This window comes from Streptomyces sp. NPDC088116 (assembly GCF_044741745.1).
Taxonomy (GTDB): domain Bacteria; phylum Actinomycetota; class Actinomycetes; order Streptomycetales; family Streptomycetaceae; genus Streptomyces.
Genome location: NZ_JBIUTF010000007.1, coordinates 368,542 through 388,774, shown reverse-complemented (window position 1 = coordinate 388,774; position 20,233 = coordinate 368,542). Strand labels below are relative to the sequence as shown.

At 69.3% G+C, this 20,233-nt stretch carries 20 protein-coding genes and 1 tRNA gene; 10 read left to right on the top strand and 11 right to left on the bottom strand.

Annotation, left to right across the window (positions count from 1 at the left end):
* Positions 1–109 precede the first annotated feature (109 nt).
* Entirely contained in the window at positions 110–1,336 is a 1,227-nt protein-coding gene (locus tag ACIOJD_RS27910) for a glycosyltransferase (RefSeq protein ID WP_401918532.1), read from the bottom strand.
* A 402-nt stretch (positions 1,337–1,738) separates the two neighbouring features.
* On the opposite strand from ACIOJD_RS27910, the gene ACIOJD_RS27905 reads away from it, so the two are divergent.
* Positions 1,739–1,978, top strand: a complete 240-nt coding sequence (locus tag ACIOJD_RS27905) for a chaplin (RefSeq protein ID WP_401918530.1) — start codon at positions 1,739–1,741, stop codon at positions 1,976–1,978.
* A 351-nt stretch (positions 1,979–2,329) separates the two neighbouring features.
* Positions 2,330–2,716 carry a hypothetical protein gene (locus ACIOJD_RS27900; protein ID WP_401918528.1) on the top strand — a complete coding sequence of 129 codons (387 nt, stop codon included), beginning with the start codon at positions 2,330–2,332 and terminating at the stop codon, positions 2,714–2,716.
* A 120-nt stretch (positions 2,717–2,836) separates the two neighbouring features.
* Here ACIOJD_RS27900 and ACIOJD_RS27895 read toward each other — a convergent pair whose 3' ends face one another.
* Together ACIOJD_RS27895 and ACIOJD_RS27890 are read right to left on the bottom strand one after the other, a co-directional pair.
* The gene (locus tag ACIOJD_RS27895) at positions 2,837–3,472 is read right to left on the bottom strand and encodes a vitamin K epoxide reductase family protein (RefSeq protein WP_401918526.1); all 636 of its coding nucleotides are present in this window, start codon (positions 3,470–3,472) and stop codon (positions 2,837–2,839) included.
* Positions 3,473–3,503: 31 nt separating this feature from the next.
* Positions 3,504–4,010 (bottom strand): DUF5949 family protein, encoded by a 507-nt coding sequence (locus ACIOJD_RS27890; protein WP_401918524.1) that lies wholly within the window; start codon positions 4,008–4,010, stop codon positions 3,504–3,506.
* 246 nt (positions 4,011–4,256) lie between these two features.
* Here ACIOJD_RS27890 and ACIOJD_RS27885 point away from each other — a divergent pair, with 246 nt between their 5' ends.
* The 5 genes from ACIOJD_RS27885 to ACIOJD_RS27865 all read left to right on the top strand — a co-directional run bounded on the left by ACIOJD_RS27885 (position 4,257) and on the right by ACIOJD_RS27865 (position 9,784).
* On the top strand, positions 4,257–5,546 hold the full coding sequence (locus ACIOJD_RS27885) for a cytochrome P450 (protein ID WP_401918522.1): 1,290 nt from the start codon (positions 4,257–4,259) through the stop codon (positions 5,544–5,546).
* A gap of 280 nt (positions 5,547–5,826) precedes the next feature.
* On the top strand, positions 5,827–6,270 hold the full coding sequence (locus tag ACIOJD_RS27880) for a hypothetical protein (RefSeq protein ID WP_401918520.1): 444 nt from the start codon (positions 5,827–5,829) through the stop codon (positions 6,268–6,270).
* A gap of 23 nt (positions 6,271–6,293) precedes the next feature.
* A complete protein-coding gene (locus ACIOJD_RS27875) occupies positions 6,294–8,573 on the top strand; it encodes a DUF6571 family protein (protein WP_401918518.1) in 2,280 nt (759 codons plus the stop codon).
* Positions 8,574–8,575: 2 nt separating this feature from the next.
* Complete coding sequence (locus ACIOJD_RS27870) at positions 8,576–9,190, top strand: hypothetical protein (RefSeq protein ID WP_401918516.1); 615 nt, start codon at positions 8,576–8,578, stop codon at positions 9,188–9,190.
* Between the two features lie 21 nt (positions 9,191–9,211).
* On the top strand, positions 9,212–9,784 hold the full coding sequence (locus ACIOJD_RS27865) for a hypothetical protein (RefSeq protein ID WP_401918515.1): 573 nt from the start codon (positions 9,212–9,214) through the stop codon (positions 9,782–9,784).
* 46 nt (positions 9,785–9,830) lie between these two features.
* On the opposite strand, the gene ACIOJD_RS27860 is transcribed toward ACIOJD_RS27865, so the two are convergent.
* A complete protein-coding gene (locus ACIOJD_RS27860; RefSeq protein WP_401918513.1) occupies positions 9,831–12,236 on the bottom strand; it encodes a polyprenyl synthetase family protein in 2,406 nt (801 codons plus the stop codon).
* Between the two features lie 170 nt (positions 12,237–12,406).
* On the opposite strand from ACIOJD_RS27860, the gene ACIOJD_RS27855 reads away from it, so the two are divergent.
* Both ACIOJD_RS27855 and ACIOJD_RS27850 read left to right on the top strand, forming a co-directional pair.
* On the top strand, positions 12,407–13,018 hold the full coding sequence (locus ACIOJD_RS27855) for an ATP-binding cassette domain-containing protein (protein ID WP_401918511.1): 612 nt from the start codon (positions 12,407–12,409) through the stop codon (positions 13,016–13,018).
* On the top strand, positions 13,015–13,839 hold the full coding sequence (locus tag ACIOJD_RS27850; RefSeq protein WP_401918509.1) for an ABC transporter permease: 825 nt from the start codon (positions 13,015–13,017) through the stop codon (positions 13,837–13,839). The genes ACIOJD_RS27855 and ACIOJD_RS27850 overlap by 4 nt, the downstream gene beginning before the upstream one ends.
* Positions 13,840–13,897: 58 nt before the next feature.
* Here ACIOJD_RS27850 and ACIOJD_RS27845 read toward each other — a convergent pair.
* The 7 genes from ACIOJD_RS27845 to galU form a co-directional block, all read right to left on the bottom strand.
* Positions 13,898–13,971 (bottom strand) — tRNA-Ala (locus ACIOJD_RS27845).
* 93 nt (positions 13,972–14,064) lie between these two features.
* Positions 14,065–15,192 (bottom strand): gephyrin-like molybdotransferase receptor GlpR, encoded by a 1,128-nt coding sequence (gene glpR / locus ACIOJD_RS27840; protein ID WP_401918508.1) that lies wholly within the window; start codon positions 15,190–15,192, stop codon positions 14,065–14,067.
* Positions 15,193–15,334: 142 nt separating this feature from the next.
* On the bottom strand, positions 15,335–15,958 hold the full coding sequence (locus ACIOJD_RS27835) for a GNAT family N-acetyltransferase (protein ID WP_401918506.1): 624 nt from the start codon (positions 15,956–15,958) through the stop codon (positions 15,335–15,337).
* The gene (locus tag ACIOJD_RS27830) at positions 15,955–16,476 is read right to left on the bottom strand and encodes a molybdenum cofactor biosynthesis protein B (RefSeq protein ID WP_401918862.1); all 522 of its coding nucleotides are present in this window, start codon (positions 16,474–16,476) and stop codon (positions 15,955–15,957) included. Before ACIOJD_RS27830 ends, ACIOJD_RS27835 begins: the two co-directional genes overlap by 4 nt.
* Before the next feature lie 155 nt (positions 16,477–16,631).
* Positions 16,632–17,192: a cyclic pyranopterin monophosphate synthase MoaC gene (gene moaC / locus ACIOJD_RS27825; RefSeq protein WP_401918504.1), complete on the bottom strand. Its 561-nt coding sequence runs from the start codon at positions 17,190–17,192 to the stop codon at positions 16,632–16,634.
* A gap of 71 nt (positions 17,193–17,263) precedes the next feature.
* A complete protein-coding gene (gene glp, locus ACIOJD_RS27820; RefSeq protein ID WP_401918502.1) occupies positions 17,264–18,604 on the bottom strand; it encodes a gephyrin-like molybdotransferase Glp in 1,341 nt (446 codons plus the stop codon).
* Positions 18,605–18,607: 3 nt separating this feature from the next.
* Positions 18,608–19,510, bottom strand: coding sequence for a UTP--glucose-1-phosphate uridylyltransferase GalU (gene galU / locus ACIOJD_RS27815; protein ID WP_401918500.1), 903 nt, complete (start codon positions 19,508–19,510; stop codon positions 18,608–18,610).
* A gap of 94 nt (positions 19,511–19,604) precedes the next feature.
* Between galU and ACIOJD_RS27810 the strand changes: the two genes are divergently transcribed.
* Positions 19,605–20,213, top strand: a complete 609-nt coding sequence (locus ACIOJD_RS27810) for a 5-formyltetrahydrofolate cyclo-ligase (RefSeq protein WP_401918498.1) — start codon at positions 19,605–19,607, stop codon at positions 20,211–20,213.
* Positions 20,214–20,233 lie beyond the last annotated feature (20 nt).

Here is a 20,233-nt window from a genome sequence, read left to right as displayed (position 1 = left end):
GTGGCGGCACGGGGCGAGGCGATCGCGACTCGCGCCGCGGTCCGTCCCGTGAGCTGGTCTGTCGTCCGCGCGGGCCCGGACGGTGGGGGGACGCTGGTGCTTTCCGTGGTCACTGGGGAATCGGCTCTCTGCGTTCGGGGCGGGGCACGGCGACGACCTCGCGGTACACGTCCGCGACGGCACGCGCGGTTCGGCGGACGTCGTAGGTGCTGAGTACGTGCTGATGGCCTTGGCGGCCGATGGCTTCGCGCAGCGGCCCGTCGCGGAGCAGGGCGCTCACGGCTGCCGCCAGCGCGGGCGGGTCCTCGGGCGGGGTGAGACAGGCCGCCTCCCGTCCCGGCGGCAGGCTCTCGCGCGCGCCGTCCACATCGCTGAGGACGACGGGCCTGCCACTCGCCATGGCCTCCAGAGGGGCCACGGCCATGCCCTCCCAGCGGGAGGGCTGGACAACCAGATCGGCCGCCCGGTACCAGGGCGCGGTGTCCTGTACGGCTCCGGCGAAGAGCACCGACGGCGGCGCCGTGCCACGCAGTTCGTCGGCGTCGGGCCCGTCACCGACGAGCACCAGCCGCGCCTGGGGCAGCTGCCGTACGACCGTTTGCCAGGCCCGCAGCAGGATGTCCTGGCCCTTCTGCCGGCACAGCCGGCCGACGCACACGACCACAGGGGTGGCCGGCTCCAGCTCGGCGAGCAGCGGCAGAGAGGCACGCGCGGCGAGGGCGCCGGAGACAGCGGCCGACGGGGCGGTGGCCGGCAGCGGGGCCGCCGGCCCAGAGTCCGTCGGTGCGAAGTGCCCGACGTCGACCCCGTTGTGGACGACGGAACAAGCGGCGACGATCCCGGCCCGCTCCCCGGTACGCCGTTCGGCTTCGCTGACGCAGATGACGCGGTCGGTCCACCGGACGGCCCACCGCTCCCACTGCCGCGCCAGCAGCTCGGTCACTCCGCCGACCGCCTCGAACGACCAGGCATGCGGCTGGAATACGGTCGGCACCCGGCCCCGGACCGCCAGCCGCCCGGCGAAACCGGCCTTCGCGCTGTGGGCATGGATCAGGTCCGGGCGGATCAGCTCCACGAGCCGGGCGACCCTCTTGACCTCGTCGAACAGACCGAGCCGCGGGTCGCGCGTCGCCCGCCAGACATGGACCTCGGCCCCCTGGCGGGCCGCCGCCCCGGCGAGCGGTCCGTGATCGGGACAGGCGACGACGGAGCGGACACCGGACTCCACCTGTGCCGCGACCAGGCCCGTGACCACCCGGGCCACACCGCCGTCCACCGGCTGGACCAGGTGAAGCACCGTGAAGCCGGTCCCGGAAAGGCGCCGTTGAGGCTGCACGCGCAACTCTTTCCACTCGTGGGCAACAGGAAAGCGGAATCGAAGGCTGATCCGAACGTCACCATCAGCCGCTGCACCTCACAGCGCGAGCAACGAAATTCCGCCTACGGCATCTCCGTGTCGAGAGACCGAAACAAGAAGGGACCTTTACAGAGCCCGGACTGAAAATCACGTCAGACGCGCGGAAAGTCGTTGACCTTACAAAATGACTTCTATGCCCGGTCGCACACACGGATGGCGGGCCCCCAATTCCCGGGCCCGAACGCCCTCCGGGCAGGTCCGGCCCCCAGCGTCACTCATTCGGGGGCGCAACCGATGAGTGTCTCCGGCGTTGATGCATAAGCCGGGGCAAACTCTCCCGGCACTTACTTCGCCCCACTCACATCCGAGGAGCCCTTCTCCATGTCGCGTATCGCCAAGGCCGTTGTTCTCTCCACCGCGGCCGCCGCCGCTGTCGCCGGTACCTCCGGTGTCGCCTTCGCCGACGCCGGAGCGAAGGCCGCGGCCGTCGGCTCCCCGGGTGTCCTGTCCGGCAACATCATTCAGGTCCCCCTCCACGTGCCGATCAACCTGTGCGGCAACACCATCGACGTCATCGGTCTGCTGAACCCGGCCTTCGGCAACGTCTGCGTCAACAGCTGACGGATTCGCTGTCGTCGACGTCGCCATGACGGAGCCGCTCTCCCCTTCGGGGCAGGGCGGCTTTTCCGCTGCGTCCCGGGAGCACCTCCCCGGCTTTCCCACCTCCCGGCAGTCGGCAGCCGGCCGCTCGTACGCCAACTCGCGTGCGCCAACGACACGAAAGCGTGTTGGACACGAGGAGAAGGTGAGTCCCCTTCATTCGGGTGGCCGGCCCAGAATTCCTTCTGTACGGAGTTTCCGCCATGCCCGGGAATCGTTACTGATGACGAGGCCGCACACAGGAAATCTCCAAGAGGCCTGTGCGAAACGAGAGTTGCCCCGCACAGACATCGCTGAAAGAAGGATCCAACAATGAAGTCCATGAAGGTCGCCGCGATCATCGCCGGTTCCGTGATGGTTCTGGGTGCCGCCGGCCCCGCTGCCGCCGCGGGTGAAGGCCTGAACCTGAACAACGGCCTCGACACCGTGGCCAGCCAGGGTCTGCGCGACCCCAAGCCGCTGAACACCAACGCCCTGGACACCGAGAACCCCGGCTCCGTCCTCAACGCGGTGAAGGGTGTCACGGACGGGCTGAACAAGAAGAAGGACACCAAGGGCGCCAAGAAGAAGATCAGCGTCAAGAAGAAGACCGGCAAGGACGGCAAGGGCAAGAGCAGCAAGGTCGGCAAGAGCAACAAGGGGACCGGCAAGGGCGGTCTGCTCGGCGGGCTCTCGCTCGACAAGGTGCTCTCCCGTTAAGAGCGCTCCCCTGCTGGTCTCGCACCCGGGACGGTTCTGGCGGCTGTACGGAGTTGGGGCTCCGTACAGCCGCTCTGTCGTAGCTCCGGTCGCTCCGGTCAGCGGATTCGGCTGACCGGGTCAGTTGGTCCAGAAGTCCCACCAACGGGTCAGGATCAGCATCCCGATGATCCCGATGTGCAGCACCGGAAGCACCCAGGTGAACTCGTCCAGGAAACCGCGCAGCCAGCCCGGCGCGGGCAGCATCCCGTGACGGACGTTGTGCGAGGTGACGTACCAGAACATCAGAATCGTCGCGGCCCAGGCCAGACAGCACCACAAGCACAGCGAACCGATGCTGTACAGCGACTGGTACTGCAGCCAGGTACAGAACCCGACCCCGAACAACGTCCCCGCGTTCAGCCCCAGCCAGAACCACCGACGGTAACGCGCCCCCGCCATCAGCCCCATACCGACACCGACCACCACCGCATACGCCACCAGCCCCAGCATCGGATTCGGAAAACCGAACACCGAAGCCTGCTCACTCTTCATGATGTTCCCGCAGGACACCACCGGATTCAGACTGCACCCCGGAGTAAAACCCGGATCCTCCAGCAGCTTGAACTTGTCAAGAGTGATCACCCACGCCGCCAGCAGCCCAGCCGCACCCGTGATCACCAGCAGCAGCGCGAACGCCCGCCCACCGCCCACCGCATCACGGGCGCGGTCCGCTTCTTCGCCGGCCGATGTGTTCTCGTCCAATGCCGTTGCCATGACGTCCGCTCCACGCTTCCGGTTCGTCGACTCAGCTGCGCAGGCCGCTGACCGGCAGCAGACAGTGCGCGGCGCTGGAGAGCATCTCCAGGTCTCCGGCGAATCCGCGCAACTGCTCCTCGCTGACCGGCTTTCCGGGCGTCGCCTCGGCCCACGGCCGGGTGGCGACGATGAAATAGACCTTTCCGCTGTCCAGCGCGTCCCGCTCCCACTCCGGAGGCACCGGGCACTGCGCGTTCAGATACGGCATCGTCAGCACGGCCCGCCCGGCCTGCACGAGCAGCTTGATCGGCACATTGGTCGTCAGGGAGGCATCGATGAGATCGCCGCCGGGAATCAGCCCGACCTCCTCAAGAACCGTACGCATGGTCTCCTCACCGGCCTCCGGCCCGTCCCGGCCGTCACCGAGCGAATAGGCGAGCAGAAAAGGCGTATTGCGTTCGGTCTCGGAGAGATCGGTGGTCCAGGCAATCACCGAGAGGGTGCCCAGTCGGGGTGCATGCTGAACGCTGTTTGAAGCGGTGTTGGTCGAGGTCATACTTCGGGACAGTAGTGGCCTGTGGGGAATTTCCGTGAGCCGGTGTCACCCAAGTGGGGGAATGCCATGGCTACTTCAGGCCAGCCATGTCTCTCCGTATCCGCGCCGGTCCGCGCCTTTCGCTCCCCAGTGCCACTACCAGTCATATGACCCTGGCCAGCCGCACGTTACGGGCACCTGTTCCATGGCAAGCTCCTTGATCACGCGTTTTCCGCGCCATTCCCGCGCATCCGAGGAAGGAATGACATGACAGCCCTGGTTCAGCCGCCCCCGGCCCCGGCCGGAAGTGAACACCCGGAGAGACCGGATCTCGCGGATCCTTCTTTCTGGCAACTCCCACATTCGGAACGCGTACAGGCATTCGCTCTGCTCCGCCGGCTGGGCGAACCCCAGTACTTCGTCGAGCGCCCGAAAAGCCGGTGGCGACCTGAGCGGGGATTCCACGCCCTCGTCACACACGCCGACGTGATCGAGGCGAGCCGAAATCCTCAGGTGTTCGCGAGCGCGCCGGGCGCCACGACACCGGAGCCGGCGCGGTGGGTGCGCGCCCTGTTCGGTGACTCCATGGTCAATCTGGACGCTCCGCACCACACACAACTGCGCCGGATCGTCTCGCGTGCCTTCACACCGCGCATTCTCAGCCGCACGGAGGCGGACATCGAGGCCGTGGCGACCCGCGTCGTGGACGACGTACTCGCGCTGAGGCCGGACGACTTCGTCACGGCGGTGGCCTCCCGGATGCCGTTCGAGGTCATCTGCAACCTGATGGGAATCCCGGAGAAGGAACGCCCCGCGATCCTCGCCCAGGTGAACCGCGCCTCGGGCGACATCGGCGTCTCGCGTACGGGCCGCAGCCGCCTCCGGGTGCCGGGCAAGGGGCTGCGCGCGCTGGCCAGGATGCAGGGCATGATCGCGGACCTCGGCCACGAGCGCCGCAAGAACCCCACGGACGACCTCATCTCGGCGCTGGTCACCGCCGACATCGACGGCGAGGCGCTGACCGGGCGCCAACTGGGCGCGTTCTTCTCCCTGCTGATGGTCGCCGGTGTGGAGACCACCCGGAACGCGATCGCCCACGGCCTGGACCTGCTGACCCGGCACCCCGAGCAACGCGCGCTGCTGGTGGGCGACTTCGACCGCTACGAGGACGGGGCGGTGGAGGAGATCGTGCGCCACTCGACGCCGATCATCCAGTTCCGCCGTACGGTCACCCGGGATCACCGCATGAACGGCCACGATTTCCACCAAGGGGACAAGGTCGTGCTGTTCTACGCCTCGGCCAACCGCGACGAGACCGTCTTCCCCGCCCCGGACGCCTTCGACATCACCCGCACCCCGAACCCCCACGTCGGCTACGGCGGCGGCGGCCCGCACTACTGCCTGGGCACATATCTGGCCAAACAGGAAATGAAGGCCCTGTTCCGCGAACTCCTGACCCGGGCCCCCGGCCTGCACACGACGGACGCCCCGGTACTGGTCCCGTCGAACTTCGACAACAGGGTCCGCTCCATGCCGTGCGCGTACGCCGTGCCGTAGCAGCGATCCCGGTCACCACAAGACCGGCCAGGTCACCCCCGTACACCAGGCGAAGATCCCGTCCGATCGAACCGACCGGACGGGATCCCGCATTTCTGAACCATTGCGAACATGAAGACATCGTGCGCGGATGGCGAAAACACTGGAGCGGCCGGCCCCATTCTCCGGGACGGACCCTGGCCGGGCGAATCACGGCTCCCGCGGCTACGATCACAACGACCCCTCAAATGAGACCAGTTGCTGGGGCAAATGCGTGAAGTTCGTCCATATGGGGGTATGCGTGACGTTCGACGAGGAGTGGGCCGCCGCGCGGTCCGCCGCGGTGGAGCAGCAGGAGACGCGTATGCGGCTCAACCAGGCTCCGGCCAACGGCGGGGGTGGATCGGGGAAGCGCCTCCATGTGGACTCGGCCGAGCTGCGGGGACGGGCCGGCAAGGCAGACACCGTCCGCACGGACTTCGTCAAGACCGACAACGCCGCGCGCAAGGAGACCGGAGAGGTCGGGGCCGGGCTGAAGGGCTTCCGCTCGGCGCCCGCGTTCAAGACCTTCTCCACCCGCTGGGACAAGCAGATGAAGTACGTGGAAGGGCTGTTGCAGAACGCCGTGGCAGGAGGACTCCGGGAATCCGCCGCCGAGTTCGACGCCCGCGAGCGGACCGAGAAGGCCCGGCACAGCAAGGACGACGGCAAGGCCGGCAACAACTCCGACCGTAATCTCGCCTGAGCGATCGAGGGGAACCAGCATCCATGCTTGACTACAAGACCCTCATCGCCGCCGACGTCGCACCGCTCTCCGAGGCGGTCGCGAAGTGGGCGAAGCTCCCCGAGGAGTTCGGCAAGGTCTCCAAGCTCTACGACAACACGGTCGAGAAGGGCCTTGCCGAGTCCGACTGGAAGGGCGAGGCGGCAGAGGCGGCGATGGACAACGTCTCGCTGGTCGGCAAACAGATCCGCACAGCCAAGGACGAGGCCGCGGATGTGCACCGCCTGCTGAGCGACGCGTACGACGTCTTCTCCCAGGCGCAGTCGAAGCTGAAGACGATCAAGAGCGACATCGAGAAGGACAAGTATCTCTCGATCAAACCGGACGGCGAGGTCTGGTTCGACCCGCCGGAGGACACGCCGACCGAGCACCTGGCATCCCTGAACAAGGGCTACCAGGAGTCGATCCAGTCGTACCGGACCAGCATCCGCAACCAGGTCACGGCGGCCGAGGAGGCCGACGACATCCTGTACTGGGCGCTGAGCCAGGACTACAACGGGCACGGCAAGGGCTTCGACTCGAACACGTACGACAGCCTCAAGGGCGCGAAGGCAGGCAAGGAGCGGGCCGACAAGGACCGTGACGCCCTCATCGAACTGGCCGGGCTCAAGCGTCCGTACACCCTGGACGAGGTCAAGCAGATCAACGGCTTCCTCTCGAAGCACGAGGGCGATCCGTACTTCGCCGAGCGGTTCGCCACCGGTCTCGGGCCGAAGAAGACACTGGAGTTCTGGACCAGGATCGCCGACCGTAGGCAGGACGGCCAGGAATTGACGAAGGAATCGGCGAAGATCCAGAAGAGCCTCGGCTTCACTCTTGCCACCGCCTCGCACTCGACCAGCCCCGCGATGGAGAGCTGGAAGAAGGAGATGATCGAGCTCGGCGGCAAGCGGGTCGAGATGGTCGACATGAACATGGGGACCGTGACCAAGGGGCCGTACGGCTACCAGGTCATGAGCAGCCTCATACGGAACGGTGAGTACGAGAAGGACTTCCTCGGCGGCTACGGCAAGAGTTTGATCGACTTCGAGAAGTCCCACAAGGGGACGGACCCGAAGGAACTCTGGCAGCCGGACGGCTACGAGACGTATCTGAACTTCGGGGCGGGGACGGACCACGGGCTGGATCCCATGGCGGGGTACATGGAGGCTCTGGGCCACAACCCGGATGCGGCGAAGGAGCTTTTCAGTTCCAAGGACTGGGATTCCTCGGGCAAGCAGCTCGAGGCGATGGATCCGGAGCTCAAGTACCTGCTCAAGGACCGCGAGTGGCCCGACATGCCCAACAACACGAAGGACAGCGAGGACTTCGACGAGCTCGGACACGCCATCGAGGCGGCCACGTTGGGTGTCCCGTACGACCAGCCGGAACTGGGGTTGCGTCGCGACGACACGACGGCGAACGTCACCGAGCAGGTCATGAAGTACGTGGGAAGCGAGCCCAAGTATCTGGACGACCACAAGGGCATGGGAGACAGCCTGGCCAAGATGGGCGCGGGCTACATCGACGACCTCAACTGGGCCTCGTCGAACTTCGGCAACGCCTACACGGGTCAGGACCTGCGAGATGCCGCCTTTGACCACAAAGGGCCCGGACGCATCGAAATGCTGGACACGACGGCGGCGTCGTTCCTCGCCGTGGTGGGCGGCGACGAGAACGGCCACAAGATTCTGTCGATTGCTCAGCAGGAGTACGCCGCCAGCGCCCTGAGGGCACACCCCGAGCCGAATGGGGAGGTCACTCAGATCATCCAGACGGGCGCGAAGATGCAGGGCATGTTCGACCAAGCGCGAGCCAACGATATCCACGCGCAGTACGGAGAGGAAACCAAGGCGGCGGAGCGGAAGCTCGCCGAGGCCTCCGAGTGGAAGAAGTTCGGCGTCGCGACCGGCGTGGCTGTGGGAGTTGGTGCGGTAGCACTTCCGTTCGCGGCCCCCGCCGCCGCCGGCGGCGCCGCCGTGGCCGCGTTCGCGGTGCCCCAGGTGGCGGGAGCGGTCGCGGGCGCCGGTATGACGCAGTTCGGCATCGAGCTCAATCGCGAGTTGGAGAAGAACGGCCCGGACTTCTCGCAGAAGGAGCACATGACATTGGGTGCCTACAGAGGGATGGGCGAGGCCCGGGCGGTGACTCCGATGGACGCGTACATCAAGGTCAACGGCCTCAACGGCACGGAGTGGGCTCTGAAGACTCACAGTGGCCTAGAGGGCAAGTACAACGATGGCGCCGATGCGGTCACCGGGATCACCCCGGATCCGAGGGGATGAGGATGAAGCGGAGGGTGTGGCAGGTCCAGAGTGGTCTGGCGCTGGTGTTGACGCTCGTGGCGTGTGGGGGCGGCGGCGAGGAGCAGGAGTCGGCGCCGAAGAAGACGGTGCCGGCGACGGAGGTGTGCGGGGGGCTGTCACCGAAGGCGGGGCAGGCGCTGGAGCGGATCTCGGAGACGAAGCAGTTCGAGGACCGCTGGTACGAGACGGCAGACAGACTGAAGAGGCTCCTGCACGACCCCGACCTCGACGGCGGTGGGGAACAGACGGACTGCGTGATCTTGCCGGACGTGGCTGACCCCGATGAGAGCCCGTCGAAGATAACCGTGCTGTACGAGGAGATCGAAACGCTCCCGGCGCCGCAGCCGCCGGGGGTCGCCCTGCTGAACCTGCCAGTGGGCCTGCGGGCGGAGGGCGGAGACGCGACTGCCGACCTGTGGTTCGCCTGTGAGGTGCCGGGTGTCGGAAAGCCGATCGTCCACGCGAGGCTGCTCTACGGACCGCGACCGCGAGAGGGAAGCGCCAAGGAAGCGAACATCAGGGTCCTCCAGGACCTCTCTCGGCGGCACGCCCTCGCGATGGGCTGCCCCGACGCCGGAGGTATCCCCAGTGTGTGACGTGAGTCGGGCGGCCCTGACATGACCGGTGTCATCGTCACCCTCTTCGTCTGCGCGGCTCTCATGACCGCCTTCGGCCTTGCCGATCAGCGCCGCCTCCACCGGCGGGTCACGTCCTGGCGCCACGAGGGCTCGGCGGCCAACGAGCCCTCGGACACGGTTCTCGGGGTCAGTCGTGTCATGACGTTCGTCTTTGCCGGATTCCTCGCTTTCTCGGGGTGCCGGGCCATGGACTTCGCGGACGAATCCTCCTGGGATCTCGGCGAGGTGCGATCGGTCGCGGTGGCGACGGCATCCGCCCTGGGAGAGGGGTCGTCCGCAGACCGCGAGTTGACGCGGTTCGCCATCGAGGAGGAGGTGCACGATGCGGCCGAAGGGATCGGCCCCTTCTGGGAAATCGAGGTGACGCCCTCCGGCGAGGACAGCTTTCAACTGGCCACTGTCCAGGGCGAGTACCCGTTCTGCCTCGTCGTGACGTCGTCGCGATCCGGCGGCTTCGCGGTGCCGGGAGCGGACGGTTCGAGTACCGTCCTGCCGGAGTACGGTCGCGAGGTCACCGTCGAACCCGGTGAGTGCCAGGGCGTGTCGGAGTGATTGCCGCGCTCGCCTGACCACTCCCGGCCGGGGTGCTACCAGCGGGTCACCGGTGCTGGTTCCGTGGCGGGGTCGGGGCGGTGGCGGGGTCGCTCTGCCGCTGGGCCGCGTACCAGCCCAAGGCTCGGATGGTGGCTTTGTGCTGGCTGGGCGGGAGGAGTTCCTGGAGGGGTTGCCATGCCTGGTCGACCAGTGTCCGGCTGTCGTGCAGCGATGCGTGCAGGGCGCCGCTGCGGGTGAGGAGGTCGGCGGCGTGTGCCGCGGCTTCGGGGGTGCCCTGGTAGAGGCTGTCGCGCAGGCGGTGGCGGTCGGCCGGATCGAGGAGGCCGGTGGCGTGGGCGACGGGGTAGGTGATGCGGCTGTTGATGAGGTCTTCGGCGGGCGTCTTGGAGGTACGGCCCTGAGCACGGTCCGCGGCGCTGGTGACGCCGTCCAGATTGGCGACGTCGTCACTGATCTGGTAGCTGGTGCCGACGGCTTCGAAGTACCGGCCCACAGCACCGATCTGTTCCTCCGTCGCGCCGGCCAGCACCGCGGCGGCTTCGGCCATGCACCGGACGGGAACGCCCGTCTTCAGCCGAAGAGCCGTGCGGACCTGATCGAGGAGATCGTGGTGGTCGCCGGTGGCCACCGCGCGTTCGAAGGCCGTACGGGGGCCGGTCAGGTCGAGGGCCTGCCCCGCGTGCCCGGTGCGCAGGGCACGTAAGCACAGGCGGTGTACACGCAGCATGGTGGCGGCGTCGTGCTGCGGGATGCGGTCCAGGAGCGGATCGAAGGTGAGGTAGGTGAGGGTGCCGGCGTTGATGGTGGTCGGGGTGCCGAAGAGGGCGTGGACGGCGGGGCGTCCACGGCGCAGCAGGGAGGCGTCCTCGATGTCGTCGATGACGACGGAGGCCGTGTGCAGGAGTTCGGAGATGGCGGTCAGTGGCCGGTAGGGCTCGGGGTCGACGCCGAGAAGGCAGAAGACGGAGGCGCTGATGTAGGGGCGCCAGGAGCGGCCGGGATTGTCCAGGATGTGGCGCAGCGGGGCGATGAGGGACTGGTGGAGGCGGTCGAGGGTGTCACCGTCGAAGGCGGGACTGCTGTCGGCGCCGGTGAGCAGATGGAGGGCGGTGGCGTCCGTCTCCGCTCCTGCGGGGTAGACCGCGGTGGCCTCGGTGAGCGAGATCCGGGAGATGCGGCGCATGTAGCGTTCCACGTCGCCGACCGTGGAGCTCGGCACGGTCTCCAGGAAGGCGGTTCCGGACACCGGCGTGCCGGTAGGAACCGGTGTCCCCGTCGGCACCGGTGTGTCCGTCGGCACCCCGGTCGCGGTCGGCACCGGCGTCCCGGTCGGCACCGGTGTGCCGGTCATCGTGCCGTACACGGAGGAATCGGCTTCCCAGAGGGAGCGGCCCGCCATGATGGTGCGGTTCTCGGAGCCGGCGATGCGCCCGGTGACGTCGACGTCCAGGCCGAGGCTCGGGACGCTCACCCTCACCGTGGTGGGGTAGGTCTCCAGGGTGGCGAGGGAGGTCCAGTCGCGGGTGACCTGCCATGTGAGGTCGTCGTGGTAGCTGACGGTGCCGTCCGGGCGGACGGCGGTCGCCCGGGTGAGGACGGGGAGGCGTTCCTCGGTGACCGGGTCGGTGTGCTCGGCCCGGATGGCGGTGATGTCCCACCCGTTGTCGAGTCGCATACCCGTCCACTGCCAGGTGTGGTCGGTGGTGCCCCGCGCCCGGTTGGTGAAGTACAGGTGCCCGCCCCAGTCGTGCTCGAACCAGGAGGTGCCTTCCACCCGCTGGTGGGTGCCGTCCCGCAGGCGGAGCCGGCCCTGGGCGTGCAGCCGGGGGATGAAGACCGAGGTGAACGCGTCGCTGCCGTCGGGCAGCCGCCCCGGGAAGTGGCCGCGGGCGTCGTACTGCGGCACCGTCGGCCTCTCCGGGATCAGGCGCAGCTCCAGCTCCACCTCGTTGCGGACGGTCAGTGTGAAGCTGCCGTCGTTCTCCCGGCGCAGTACGGCCCGGTCACCCAGGACGAGGTCCAGCGATTCCGTGCCCGCGGTCACCTCGCCCTCCAGCGGCCGGTCCGGCAGGGGCACACCTTCGGCGAGGACATCCCCGAGAGCGGTGCGGACCCTGGGGTCCATGGCCTCGTCCCCGCAGAAGGAGGTGCGCAGCGCCCGCAGCAGAGCGGGAGTGATCCAGCTTCCGTGGGACGCCCCTTCCGGACCGGTGTGGGTGAACAGCAGCCCGTAGCCGGGCGTGTCCGGGTCGTGCGGGTTCTCGTGCCGGAAGACGCACAGCACCCAGACGTGCTCCGTCCCGTTCTCGGCGCGCAGGCGGCCGTTGAGGCACCAGGCCTCCGAACCTGCCTGGGGGTGAGGGGTGCCGCAGTGCTCCGCGGCCGACTCGCTGCGGGGCGTGGGCAGTTGTGGCGACGGCGCTGTCGCTGAGGGGGTCTCATGGGTCACCGCTGCAACCTAGGGCGGCCCGCGGGCCGGCTCCTCCCTCATGCCCCGGGTCTCACCGCATCGGGTGTTTTGCCGCGCGGGCTCCTGCCGAAACCGTGTCCTCGCAGCACGATGGACTGTTGAGCATCCAGTCCGTAAGTAATGACATCGTTTCGAAAGGGGGGACACGGGTGGAAGTCAACGGCGTGCATCACGCCTACCGTCGTCAACGTCCGGTCCTGCGCGGGGTGGACCTGCGGCTGCGCGAGGGGGTACTGGCCGGGGTCGTCGGGGAGAACGGGGCGGGCAAGACCACCCTGCTGAAGATTCTCTCCGGTGAGCTGCGGGCGGACCGCGGCAGCGTCCGCCACGGCGGCAGGTTCGGCTACTGCCCGCAGGCCGCCGTCCTCAACGACGCCCTCACCGTCCGCCAGCACCTGGAGTTCTTCCAAACCGCGTACGACCTCCCGGATCTGCACCGCGCCGAGGAGGCCATGGACCAGTTGCACTTCCGTGAGTACGACCAGCAGCGCGCCGGAACACTCAGCGGCGGCACCCGCCAGAAACTCAACCTCACCCTGGCCCTGATGCACGACCCGCAGGTGCTGCTGCTGGACGAGCCCTACCAGGGCTTCGACTGGGAGACCTACCAGCGCTTTTGGGACCTGGCCGCACTGCTGCGCCGGCAAGGCCGCTCCGTCCTGGTCGTCTCCCACCTCGCGTACGACACCGAGCGGCTGGACGAACTGTGGCGCCTGGAAGGCGGCCTGCTCCACCCCGCACAGGAGGTATCGGCCGCATGACGGGTCACCGCCATGCGCGGCTCTTCGTCACGGCCACGCGGTACGCGCTGACCGAGCACCTGCGCAACCGGTTCGCGATGGCCCTCGTCGTCGGCTTCATCCCGCTGTGGACCGCACTGGCCTACGCGGCGATACCCGACCAGAGGATCCGGTTCGAGCTGCGGGCCACCGGGGACATCCTGAACCCGCACGGCAACGAGCTGACCGAGATCACCGGCGCCCTCAACGCCGTCACGCTCATCATCGGCTTCATGATGTTCGCCTCCGCCTTCTCCGGCGGTACGTTCGACCGTCGTCTGGCGCTGGCCGGCTACCCCCGTACCCACCTGCTCCTCGCCAAGATCACCGCGCTCACCCTCGCCTCGGGTGCCGTCGCCGCCTACGCCACTGCCGTCAGCCGTCTCCTGTGGACGCCCCGCCAGCCGTTCCTCCTCGCCGCGGCTCTCTTCTGCGCCGCGATGACCTACGGCGCCCTCGGCGTCGCTCTCGGCTCGCTGCTGCGCAAAGAGGTCGAGGGCATGTTCACCATCGTCATGATCTCCGTGGTCGACCTCGCCCTCCAGAACCCCATCGCCAGCTCCGGCTCCGACAGCCCCGTCGTACGCCTTCTGCCGTCCTACGGCGCCATGCAGGCCAGCAGCGCCGCGGGATTCTCCACCACTGCCCTGCCCGGCCACCTCGGCATCCAGATGCTCTGGTTCCTGTCCGCCGCCCTCGTGAGCCTCGCCGCGTTCCAGCACCGGACCCGCAACACTCTCCCCCGCGCCGTCACCCGGCCCCGGCCGGTCCGGAAACGACGAAATCCCGTCCGATCGGAATGATCGGACGGGATTTCGTGAACCCTCTGCGAGTCAACTCGCCGAGAGTCTTGCTGCGTTGTGGACCTGAGGGGATTTGAACCCCTGACCCCCTCGATGCGAACGAGGTGCGCTACCAGTCTGCGCCACAGGCCCTTGCAACGAGTGAAACTTTAGCACTCCCCCGGCCGTGCTCGGAAATCCGTCAGCGGCTGGTCACGGGCGGGCGGGGCCGGCGGCGGGTGTGGGTCACTCGTTGGCCGCGCGGGGGCGGTCGTCGTCTTCGTCGTACTGGTCGAAGAGCGGGGTCCGGCCATGGTCGCGGCTCCGGCGCGGGGCCGGGGTGCGCGGGGGTGGTGCGGTGTCGGTGGCCGGCTCGGCGGTGGAGGAGCGGGCCGCGCTCCAGGTCTCCGGGTCCGCGACCTCGACGCCGCTGGGCGCGCGGGGGGCGACCGGGGCGGTGACGTAGGTCGGCAGCGGGACCGGGACCGGTTCCCAGCTGTCGCCCTGGGCCGGGCCGCGTTCCCGCTGCTGGTCCACCCACTCCGCGTGGTCGGTCTGCTCGACCAGGGCGCGACGGCCCGCCTCCTGGGGAGAGACGGTGGCGGCCGGCTCCGGTTCGGGGCAGGGTTCGGGCTCCTCGTCGCCCTCGCCGACCGGGGCCGCCGAGGGCTGGTGGCGGCGGGAGCGGTTCTCGCGGAGTCGCTGTGCCGCCGCCTCCGCCCTGCGCCGGTCCATGGTGAAGGCGAAGCGCCGTCGCTCCTGGCCGCGCAGGTGCACGATGTACGTGCTGAGGAGGACGGCCGGGACGGCCGGGGCCCAGAGGAAGCCGAGGCCGCCGACCGCCGCGACGACCGCACCGAGCGTGAAGGCCAGGAAGAGGATCACGGTGGTGCGCCGTCGGCGCGCGAGGACCTGGTTGCGCTGTGCGCGCCGGGCGCGTTCGGCCGCGGCGCCCGGGGGCTGCGCGGCGCGTTCGGGCGCGGGAGGTTCGGGCTCGGGGCGTGCGGGGGCTGGACGGGGCGCGGAACGGGACGACATGGGTCTGGCCGGTGCCGGCACGTCGACCCGGATGTCCATCCGGGCTTCGGTAAGGGCCGGAGGCGCGGCGAAGGCCCGGACGTCGACGGAGCTCATCGACTCCGTGCGGCTGTCCGGTTCCACGTCGGGCCCCGCCTCCTCCGCGGCGCGTTCCTGAAGCTCCTTGGCGTAACGACGCTCCATGGCCGCCCTTCCGGACAGCAGCCGGATGGCGGTGCTGAAGCGTTCCGTCGGACGTGCCTCATTGAGCTCGTCCTGCCTGCGGAGCCACATCGGCACCAAGTAGGCGGCCCAGGCCCCGACGATGACTGCGTAGATGAGGCCGCTGCTGCTCACGGTTCACACCGTAGAGGGGTTCGCACGGGGGCATCCGCCAATTGAGCCGGTGTGTCGCACGATCTGGCTGATATCACGGACTTTTTTTGTGATTGTTCAGATCAGGTGATGCTCATACCGCGATCAATATCGAACACTTATTTTATTTTTTGGTCGTTCCGGGTCGCGCCCGGCGCCAGCGGTTGAGCAGTCCCTCCGGCACCTCCTCCGCCGTGAGCACGAAGACGAGATGGTCCCGCCAGGCTCCGTCGATGTGGAGATAGCGCGGACGCAGCCCCTCCTCACGGAATCCGAGTTTCTCGACGACCCGGCGGCTGGGCCCGTTCTCCGGGCGGATACAGATCTCGACGCGGTGCAGTCCGACCATCCGGAAGCAGTGGTCGACGGCGAGGGCGACCGCGGTCGGCATGACACCGCGGCCCGCGACCGCGCGGTCCACCCAGTAGCCGACATGTCCCGAGCACATCGAGCCCCAGGTGATCCCGGCGACCGTCAACTGGCCCACGAGCTGCCCCTGGTACTCGATGACGAAGGGAAGCATCCGGCCGGCGTTGGCCTCGGTGCGCAGATGGCGGACCATCTGGCGGTACGTGGGGCGCTGGGCCCCCGGGCCGCCCGGGGGCGGCGGCGGGATCGTCGCCTCCCACGGACGCAGCCAGTCACGGTTGCGCCGGTTCACCTCACGCCAGGCCCGCTGATCGCGCAGTCTTATGGGGCGCAGGACGACATCGCCGTCCACCAGCATCGCCGGCCAGGCCGGGTTCATCCGTGGGTACGGGGGGACGTGCGGGCATGATCCCCGCCGTGGATCTGGTCCACCGCGTGGACGAGCAGCCGGTCGAGCACGGCGAGACCGTCGCGTACACCGCCGGTCGAGCCCGGCAGGTTCACGATCAGGGTCCGCCCGGCCACCCCCGCCAGGCCCCGGGAGAGCGCGGCGGTGGGCACCTTCCCGGCGCTCTCGGCACGGATCGCCTCCGGGATACCCGGGATCTCGCGGTCGAGAAGGCGCCGGGTGGCCTCCGGGGTGCGGTCCGTGGGCGAGATGCCGGTGCCGCCGGTGGTCAGGATGACGTCGTACGCGGCGGCGACACCCTCGCGCAGGGCCTGTTCGACCGGATCGCCGTCGGGGACGACCCGCGGTCCGTCGACCAGGAAGCCGAGCGCGGTCAGGCCCCCCGCGAGGAGCGGGCCGCCCCGGTCGGCGTAGACACCGGCGGCGGCGCGGTTGGACGCGGTGATCACCAGGGCGCGGTACGGGTACGGCCCCGACTCGCCGTCCATGGAACCGCCGTCCCCGGAACCGTTCGTGACGGGGCCTCCGGCGACAGGATCGCCGTCGGCGGGACCGGTACCGCCGCTCCCCGGGGCGCCGTTGCCGAGCCCGGCTCCGTTGCTCCCGGAGTCGTCGGCGCCGGGGCCGCCTCTCGCGGACGGGGTCATGCCACGCCCCCGTCCGCCTCTGCGGAAGCTGCTGCGGGAGCGGCCCCGGAGCGAGTCCAGTCGCCCGACTTCCCGCCCGTCTTCTCCTCGACCCGTACGTCCGTGATCACGGCGCCCTTGTCGACCGCCTTCACCATGTCCACGACAGTCAGTGCGGCCACCGAGACGGCGGTCAGGGCCTCCATCTCGACACCCGTACGGTCCGTGGTCTTCACCGTCGCGAGGATCTCCACGGCGTCGTCCGCGACCGAGAGGTCGAGGGTGACGCCCGAGACGGCGAGCGGATGACAGAGCGGAATCAGCTCGGGCGTCCGCTTGGCGCCCATGATGCCCGCGATACGGGCGGTGGCGAGGGCGTCTCCCTTGGGCACTCCCCCGCCCCGGAGCAACTCGACGACACGCGGCGAGACCAGCACCCGGCCACTGGCGCGTGCGACGCGCGCCGTGACCTCCTTCGCCGAGACGTCGACCATGCGGGCCGCACCCGACTCGTCGATATGCGTCAGGCTGCCCTGTTGAGGGGTTCCGGGGGTCTCCCCCCGGGAAAACACGGTCATTGCTGCGGCGCTCCCGGTCCGGGCCCGACAGGGCCTGTGTGGGCAGACACGGTACCGCCACCGGGCGGTGATCAGCCGATCAGGACCACGTCGACCTCCGTGCCGGGCTGGACCGATACGGAGTCCTCGGGAACGACGATCAGCGCGTCGGCGTGGGCGAGAGCGGCGACGAGATGGGAGCCGGCGCCGCCGACCGGGGTGATCGTGGCCGCCTCGGCGTCGTACGTGGCGCGCAGGTACTGGCGGCGTCCCGACGGGGAGGACAGCGGCTTGTCAGTGGCCAGCGTGGCGCGGACCATCGGGCGGTGCACGTCCTTCAGGCCCATCAGAGCGCGGATCGCGGGTCTGACGAACAGTTCGAAGGAGACGTACGACGACACCGGGTTGCCGGGGAGCGCGAGCAGGGGGGTGTGGTCCCGGCCGATCGAGCCGAAGCCCTGCGGCTTGCCGGGCTGCATGGCGAGCGTACGGAAGTCGATGCCGCTGCCCGCCTCGTCCTCGTCGCCGACGGAGGAGAGCGCCTCCTTGACGACGTCGTACGCGCCGACGCTGACGCCGCCCGTGGTGACGACCATGTCGGCGCGGATCAGCTGGTCCTCGATGGTGGCGCGGAGCGTCTGAGCGTCGTCGGTGACGGCTCCGACCCGGTAGGCGATGGCGCCCGCGTCCCGGGCGGCGGCGGTGAGCGCGAAGCTGTTGGAGTCGTAGATCTGCCCCGCGCCCAGCTGCTCGCCGGGCTGGACGAGCTCGCTGCCGGTGGACAGCACGACCACGCGCGGGCGGGGGCGCACCCGGACGCGGTCGCGGCCGATGGCGGCCAGCAGGCCGATCTGCGGCGGGCCGAGGACCGTACCGGCCTCCAGGGCGAGGTCACCGGCCCGTACATCGCTGCCGCGGGAGCGGACATGGGCGCGGGCCTGGGCCGAGCGGTACACCCGCACCTCACCGCTCGCGCCGCCCGGACCGCCGCCGGCCGCCGGGCGCATGGAGGTGACCGCGCCACCGCCCGCGCCGCCGTCGGTCCACTCCACCGGGACGACGGCCTCGGCGCCGGGCGGCAGCGGGGCGCCGGTCATGATCCGGGCGGTCTGGCCGGGGCCGACCTCGGGCAGCGAGCCGCTGCCCGCCGCCACATCGCCGATGACGGTCAGCACGGCCGGGAACTCCTCGGTGGCGCCCGAGACATCGGCCGTGCGGACCGCGTATCCGTCCATGGAGCTGTTGTCGAACGGCGGCAGCGCCACCGGCACCGTGACGTCCTCCACGAGGACGCAGCCCTGGGCGTCGGGCAGTTGCAGCTCGATGGGGTCGAGCGGACGGACGGCCGCGAGGATGTCCGCGAGATGGTCGTCCACCGACCAGAGTTGCGTGTGGTGGCCGGGGGCCGGTGCCGGTGCCGCCGTGTCGCTCAAGTGCTACATCTCCTCGCTGACGTAACTGCGCAGCCAGGCACGGAAGTCCGGGCCCAGGTCCTCACGTTCGCACGCGAGTCTGACAATGGCACGCAGGAAGTCGGCGCGGTCGCCGGTGTCATAGCGGCGGCCCTTGAAGACGACGCCGTGGACCGGTCCGCCGACGTCCTCGTTCGCCGACAGCTGCTGAAGGGCGTCGGTGAGCTGGATCTCACCTCCGCGGCCGGGGGCGGTCTGCCGCAGTATCCCGAAGACGGCGGGGTCGAGTACGTAGCGGCCGATGATCGCGTAGCTGCTGGGGGCGTCGGCGGGGTCGGGCTTCTCGACGAGGTCGTGCACCTTGACCACGTCGGCGTCGCGGGTGGGCTCCACGGCGGCACAGCCGTAGAGATGGATCTGCGCCGGGTCGACCTCCATCAGCGCGATGACGCTGCCGCCCTCGCGCTCCTGGACCTCGACCATGCGGGCCAGCAGGGGGTCGCGCGGGTCGATGAGGTCGTCGCCCAGCAGGACGGCGAAGGGCTGGTCGCCTACGTGCGGGGCGGCGCACAGCACGGCGTGGCCGAGACCCCTGGGGTCGCCCTGGCGCACGTAGTGCATGGTGGCGAGGTCGCTGGATTCCTGGACCTTCGCGAGGCGCTTGGTGTCTCCCTTGCGGGTGAGCGCCTCTTCCAGCTCGTAGTTCCGGTCGAAATGGTCTTCAAGAGGGCGCTTGTTCCGGCCGGTGACCATGAGAACGTCGGAGAGTCCGGCGGCGACCGCTTCCTCGACCACGTACTGGATCGCGGGCTTGTCGACGACCGGCAGCATTTCCTTCGGGGTGGCCTTGGTGGCGGGCAGGAACCGGGTGCCAAGGCCCGCGGCTGGGATGACAGCCTTGCTGATCCTGGGGGGCGAGTTCGTCATGCGAGGGAGCCTATCCGGTGCGTATAGGCGGAAGATGATGCTTCGGTTAACTTTCGCCTCATACAAATACTTACGAGAGGTTTGCGGTGTCCTGGTGAGTGATGACATGTCCGGTAAGGCCGCCGTACGACGTGAACTCCTCGCGGCGAGAAAGCTGCTGTCCGGTGAAGACGCGCACGAGGCCGCGGTGATGCTCGCGCGGCGGGCGCTGGACCTGCCCGAACTGGCTCGTGCCCGTACCGTCGCCGCCTATGTCTCGGTGGGCCGCGAGCCGGGCACGCGCGCGTTGCTCGACACCCTGCGCGCGCGGGGGGCACGGGTCCTGCTCCCGGTACTGATGGCGGACGACGACCTCGACTGGGCGGCGTACGCGGGCGCCGGGCATCTGGTGCGCGCGGGGCGGGGGCTGCTGGAGCCGGACGGTACGCGGCTGGGGCCGGACGCCGTCCTGGAGGCGGACGTCGTGCTGCTGCCCGGACTCGCGGTGGACGGCCGCGGGATGCGGCTGGGGCGGGGCGGCGGCTCGTACGACCGGGTCCTCGCCCGGCTGGCGCTGGCGGGCGCCGAGCCCGCGCTGGCCGTGCTGCTGTACGACAACGAGGTGGTCGCGCGGGTCCCGGAGGAGCCGCACGACCACCCCGTACAGGCAGTGGTGACGCCGGGGGGCGTCAGGCGCTTCGGTGCCGAGGCACCCGGGGTCTGAGGGCGCGGGAGCGGACAGCA

Bases quoted from the DNA above. Each gene is read 5' to 3' on its own strand.
- ACIOJD_RS27905 (WP_401918530.1), top strand. From the start codon at position 1,739: ATGTCGCGTATCGCCAAGGCCGTTGTTCTCTCCACCGCGGCCGCCGCC.
- ACIOJD_RS27900 (WP_401918528.1), top strand. From the start codon at position 2,330: ATGAAGTCCATGAAGGTCGCCGCGATCATCGCCGGTTCCGTGATGGTT.
- ACIOJD_RS27895 (WP_401918526.1), bottom strand. From the start codon at position 3,472: ATGGCAACGGCATTGGACGAGAACACATCGGCCGGCGAAGAAGCGGAC.
- ACIOJD_RS27890 (WP_401918524.1), bottom strand. From the start codon at position 4,010: ATGACCTCGACCAACACCGCTTCAAACAGCGTTCAGCATGCACCCCGA.
- ACIOJD_RS27885 (WP_401918522.1), top strand. From the start codon at position 4,257: ATGACAGCCCTGGTTCAGCCGCCCCCGGCCCCGGCCGGAAGTGAACAC.
- ACIOJD_RS27875 (WP_401918518.1), top strand. From the start codon at position 6,294: ATGCTTGACTACAAGACCCTCATCGCCGCCGACGTCGCACCGCTCTCC.
- ACIOJD_RS27870 (WP_401918516.1), top strand. From the start codon at position 8,576: ATGAAGCGGAGGGTGTGGCAGGTCCAGAGTGGTCTGGCGCTGGTGTTG.
- ACIOJD_RS27865 (WP_401918515.1), top strand. From the start codon at position 9,212: ATGACCGGTGTCATCGTCACCCTCTTCGTCTGCGCGGCTCTCATGACC.
- ACIOJD_RS27850 (WP_401918509.1), top strand. From the start codon at position 13,015: ATGACGGGTCACCGCCATGCGCGGCTCTTCGTCACGGCCACGCGGTAC.
- ACIOJD_RS27835 (WP_401918506.1), bottom strand. From the start codon at position 15,958: ATGAACCCGGCCTGGCCGGCGATGCTGGTGGACGGCGATGTCGTCCTG.
- ACIOJD_RS27830 (WP_401918862.1), bottom strand. From the start codon at position 16,476: ATGGACGGCGAGTCGGGGCCGTACCCGTACCGCGCCCTGGTGATCACC.
- moaC (WP_401918504.1), bottom strand. From the start codon at position 17,192: ATGACCGTGTTTTCCCGGGGGGAGACCCCCGGAACCCCTCAACAGGGC.
- galU (WP_401918500.1), bottom strand. From the start codon at position 19,510: ATGACGAACTCGCCCCCCAGGATCAGCAAGGCTGTCATCCCAGCCGCG.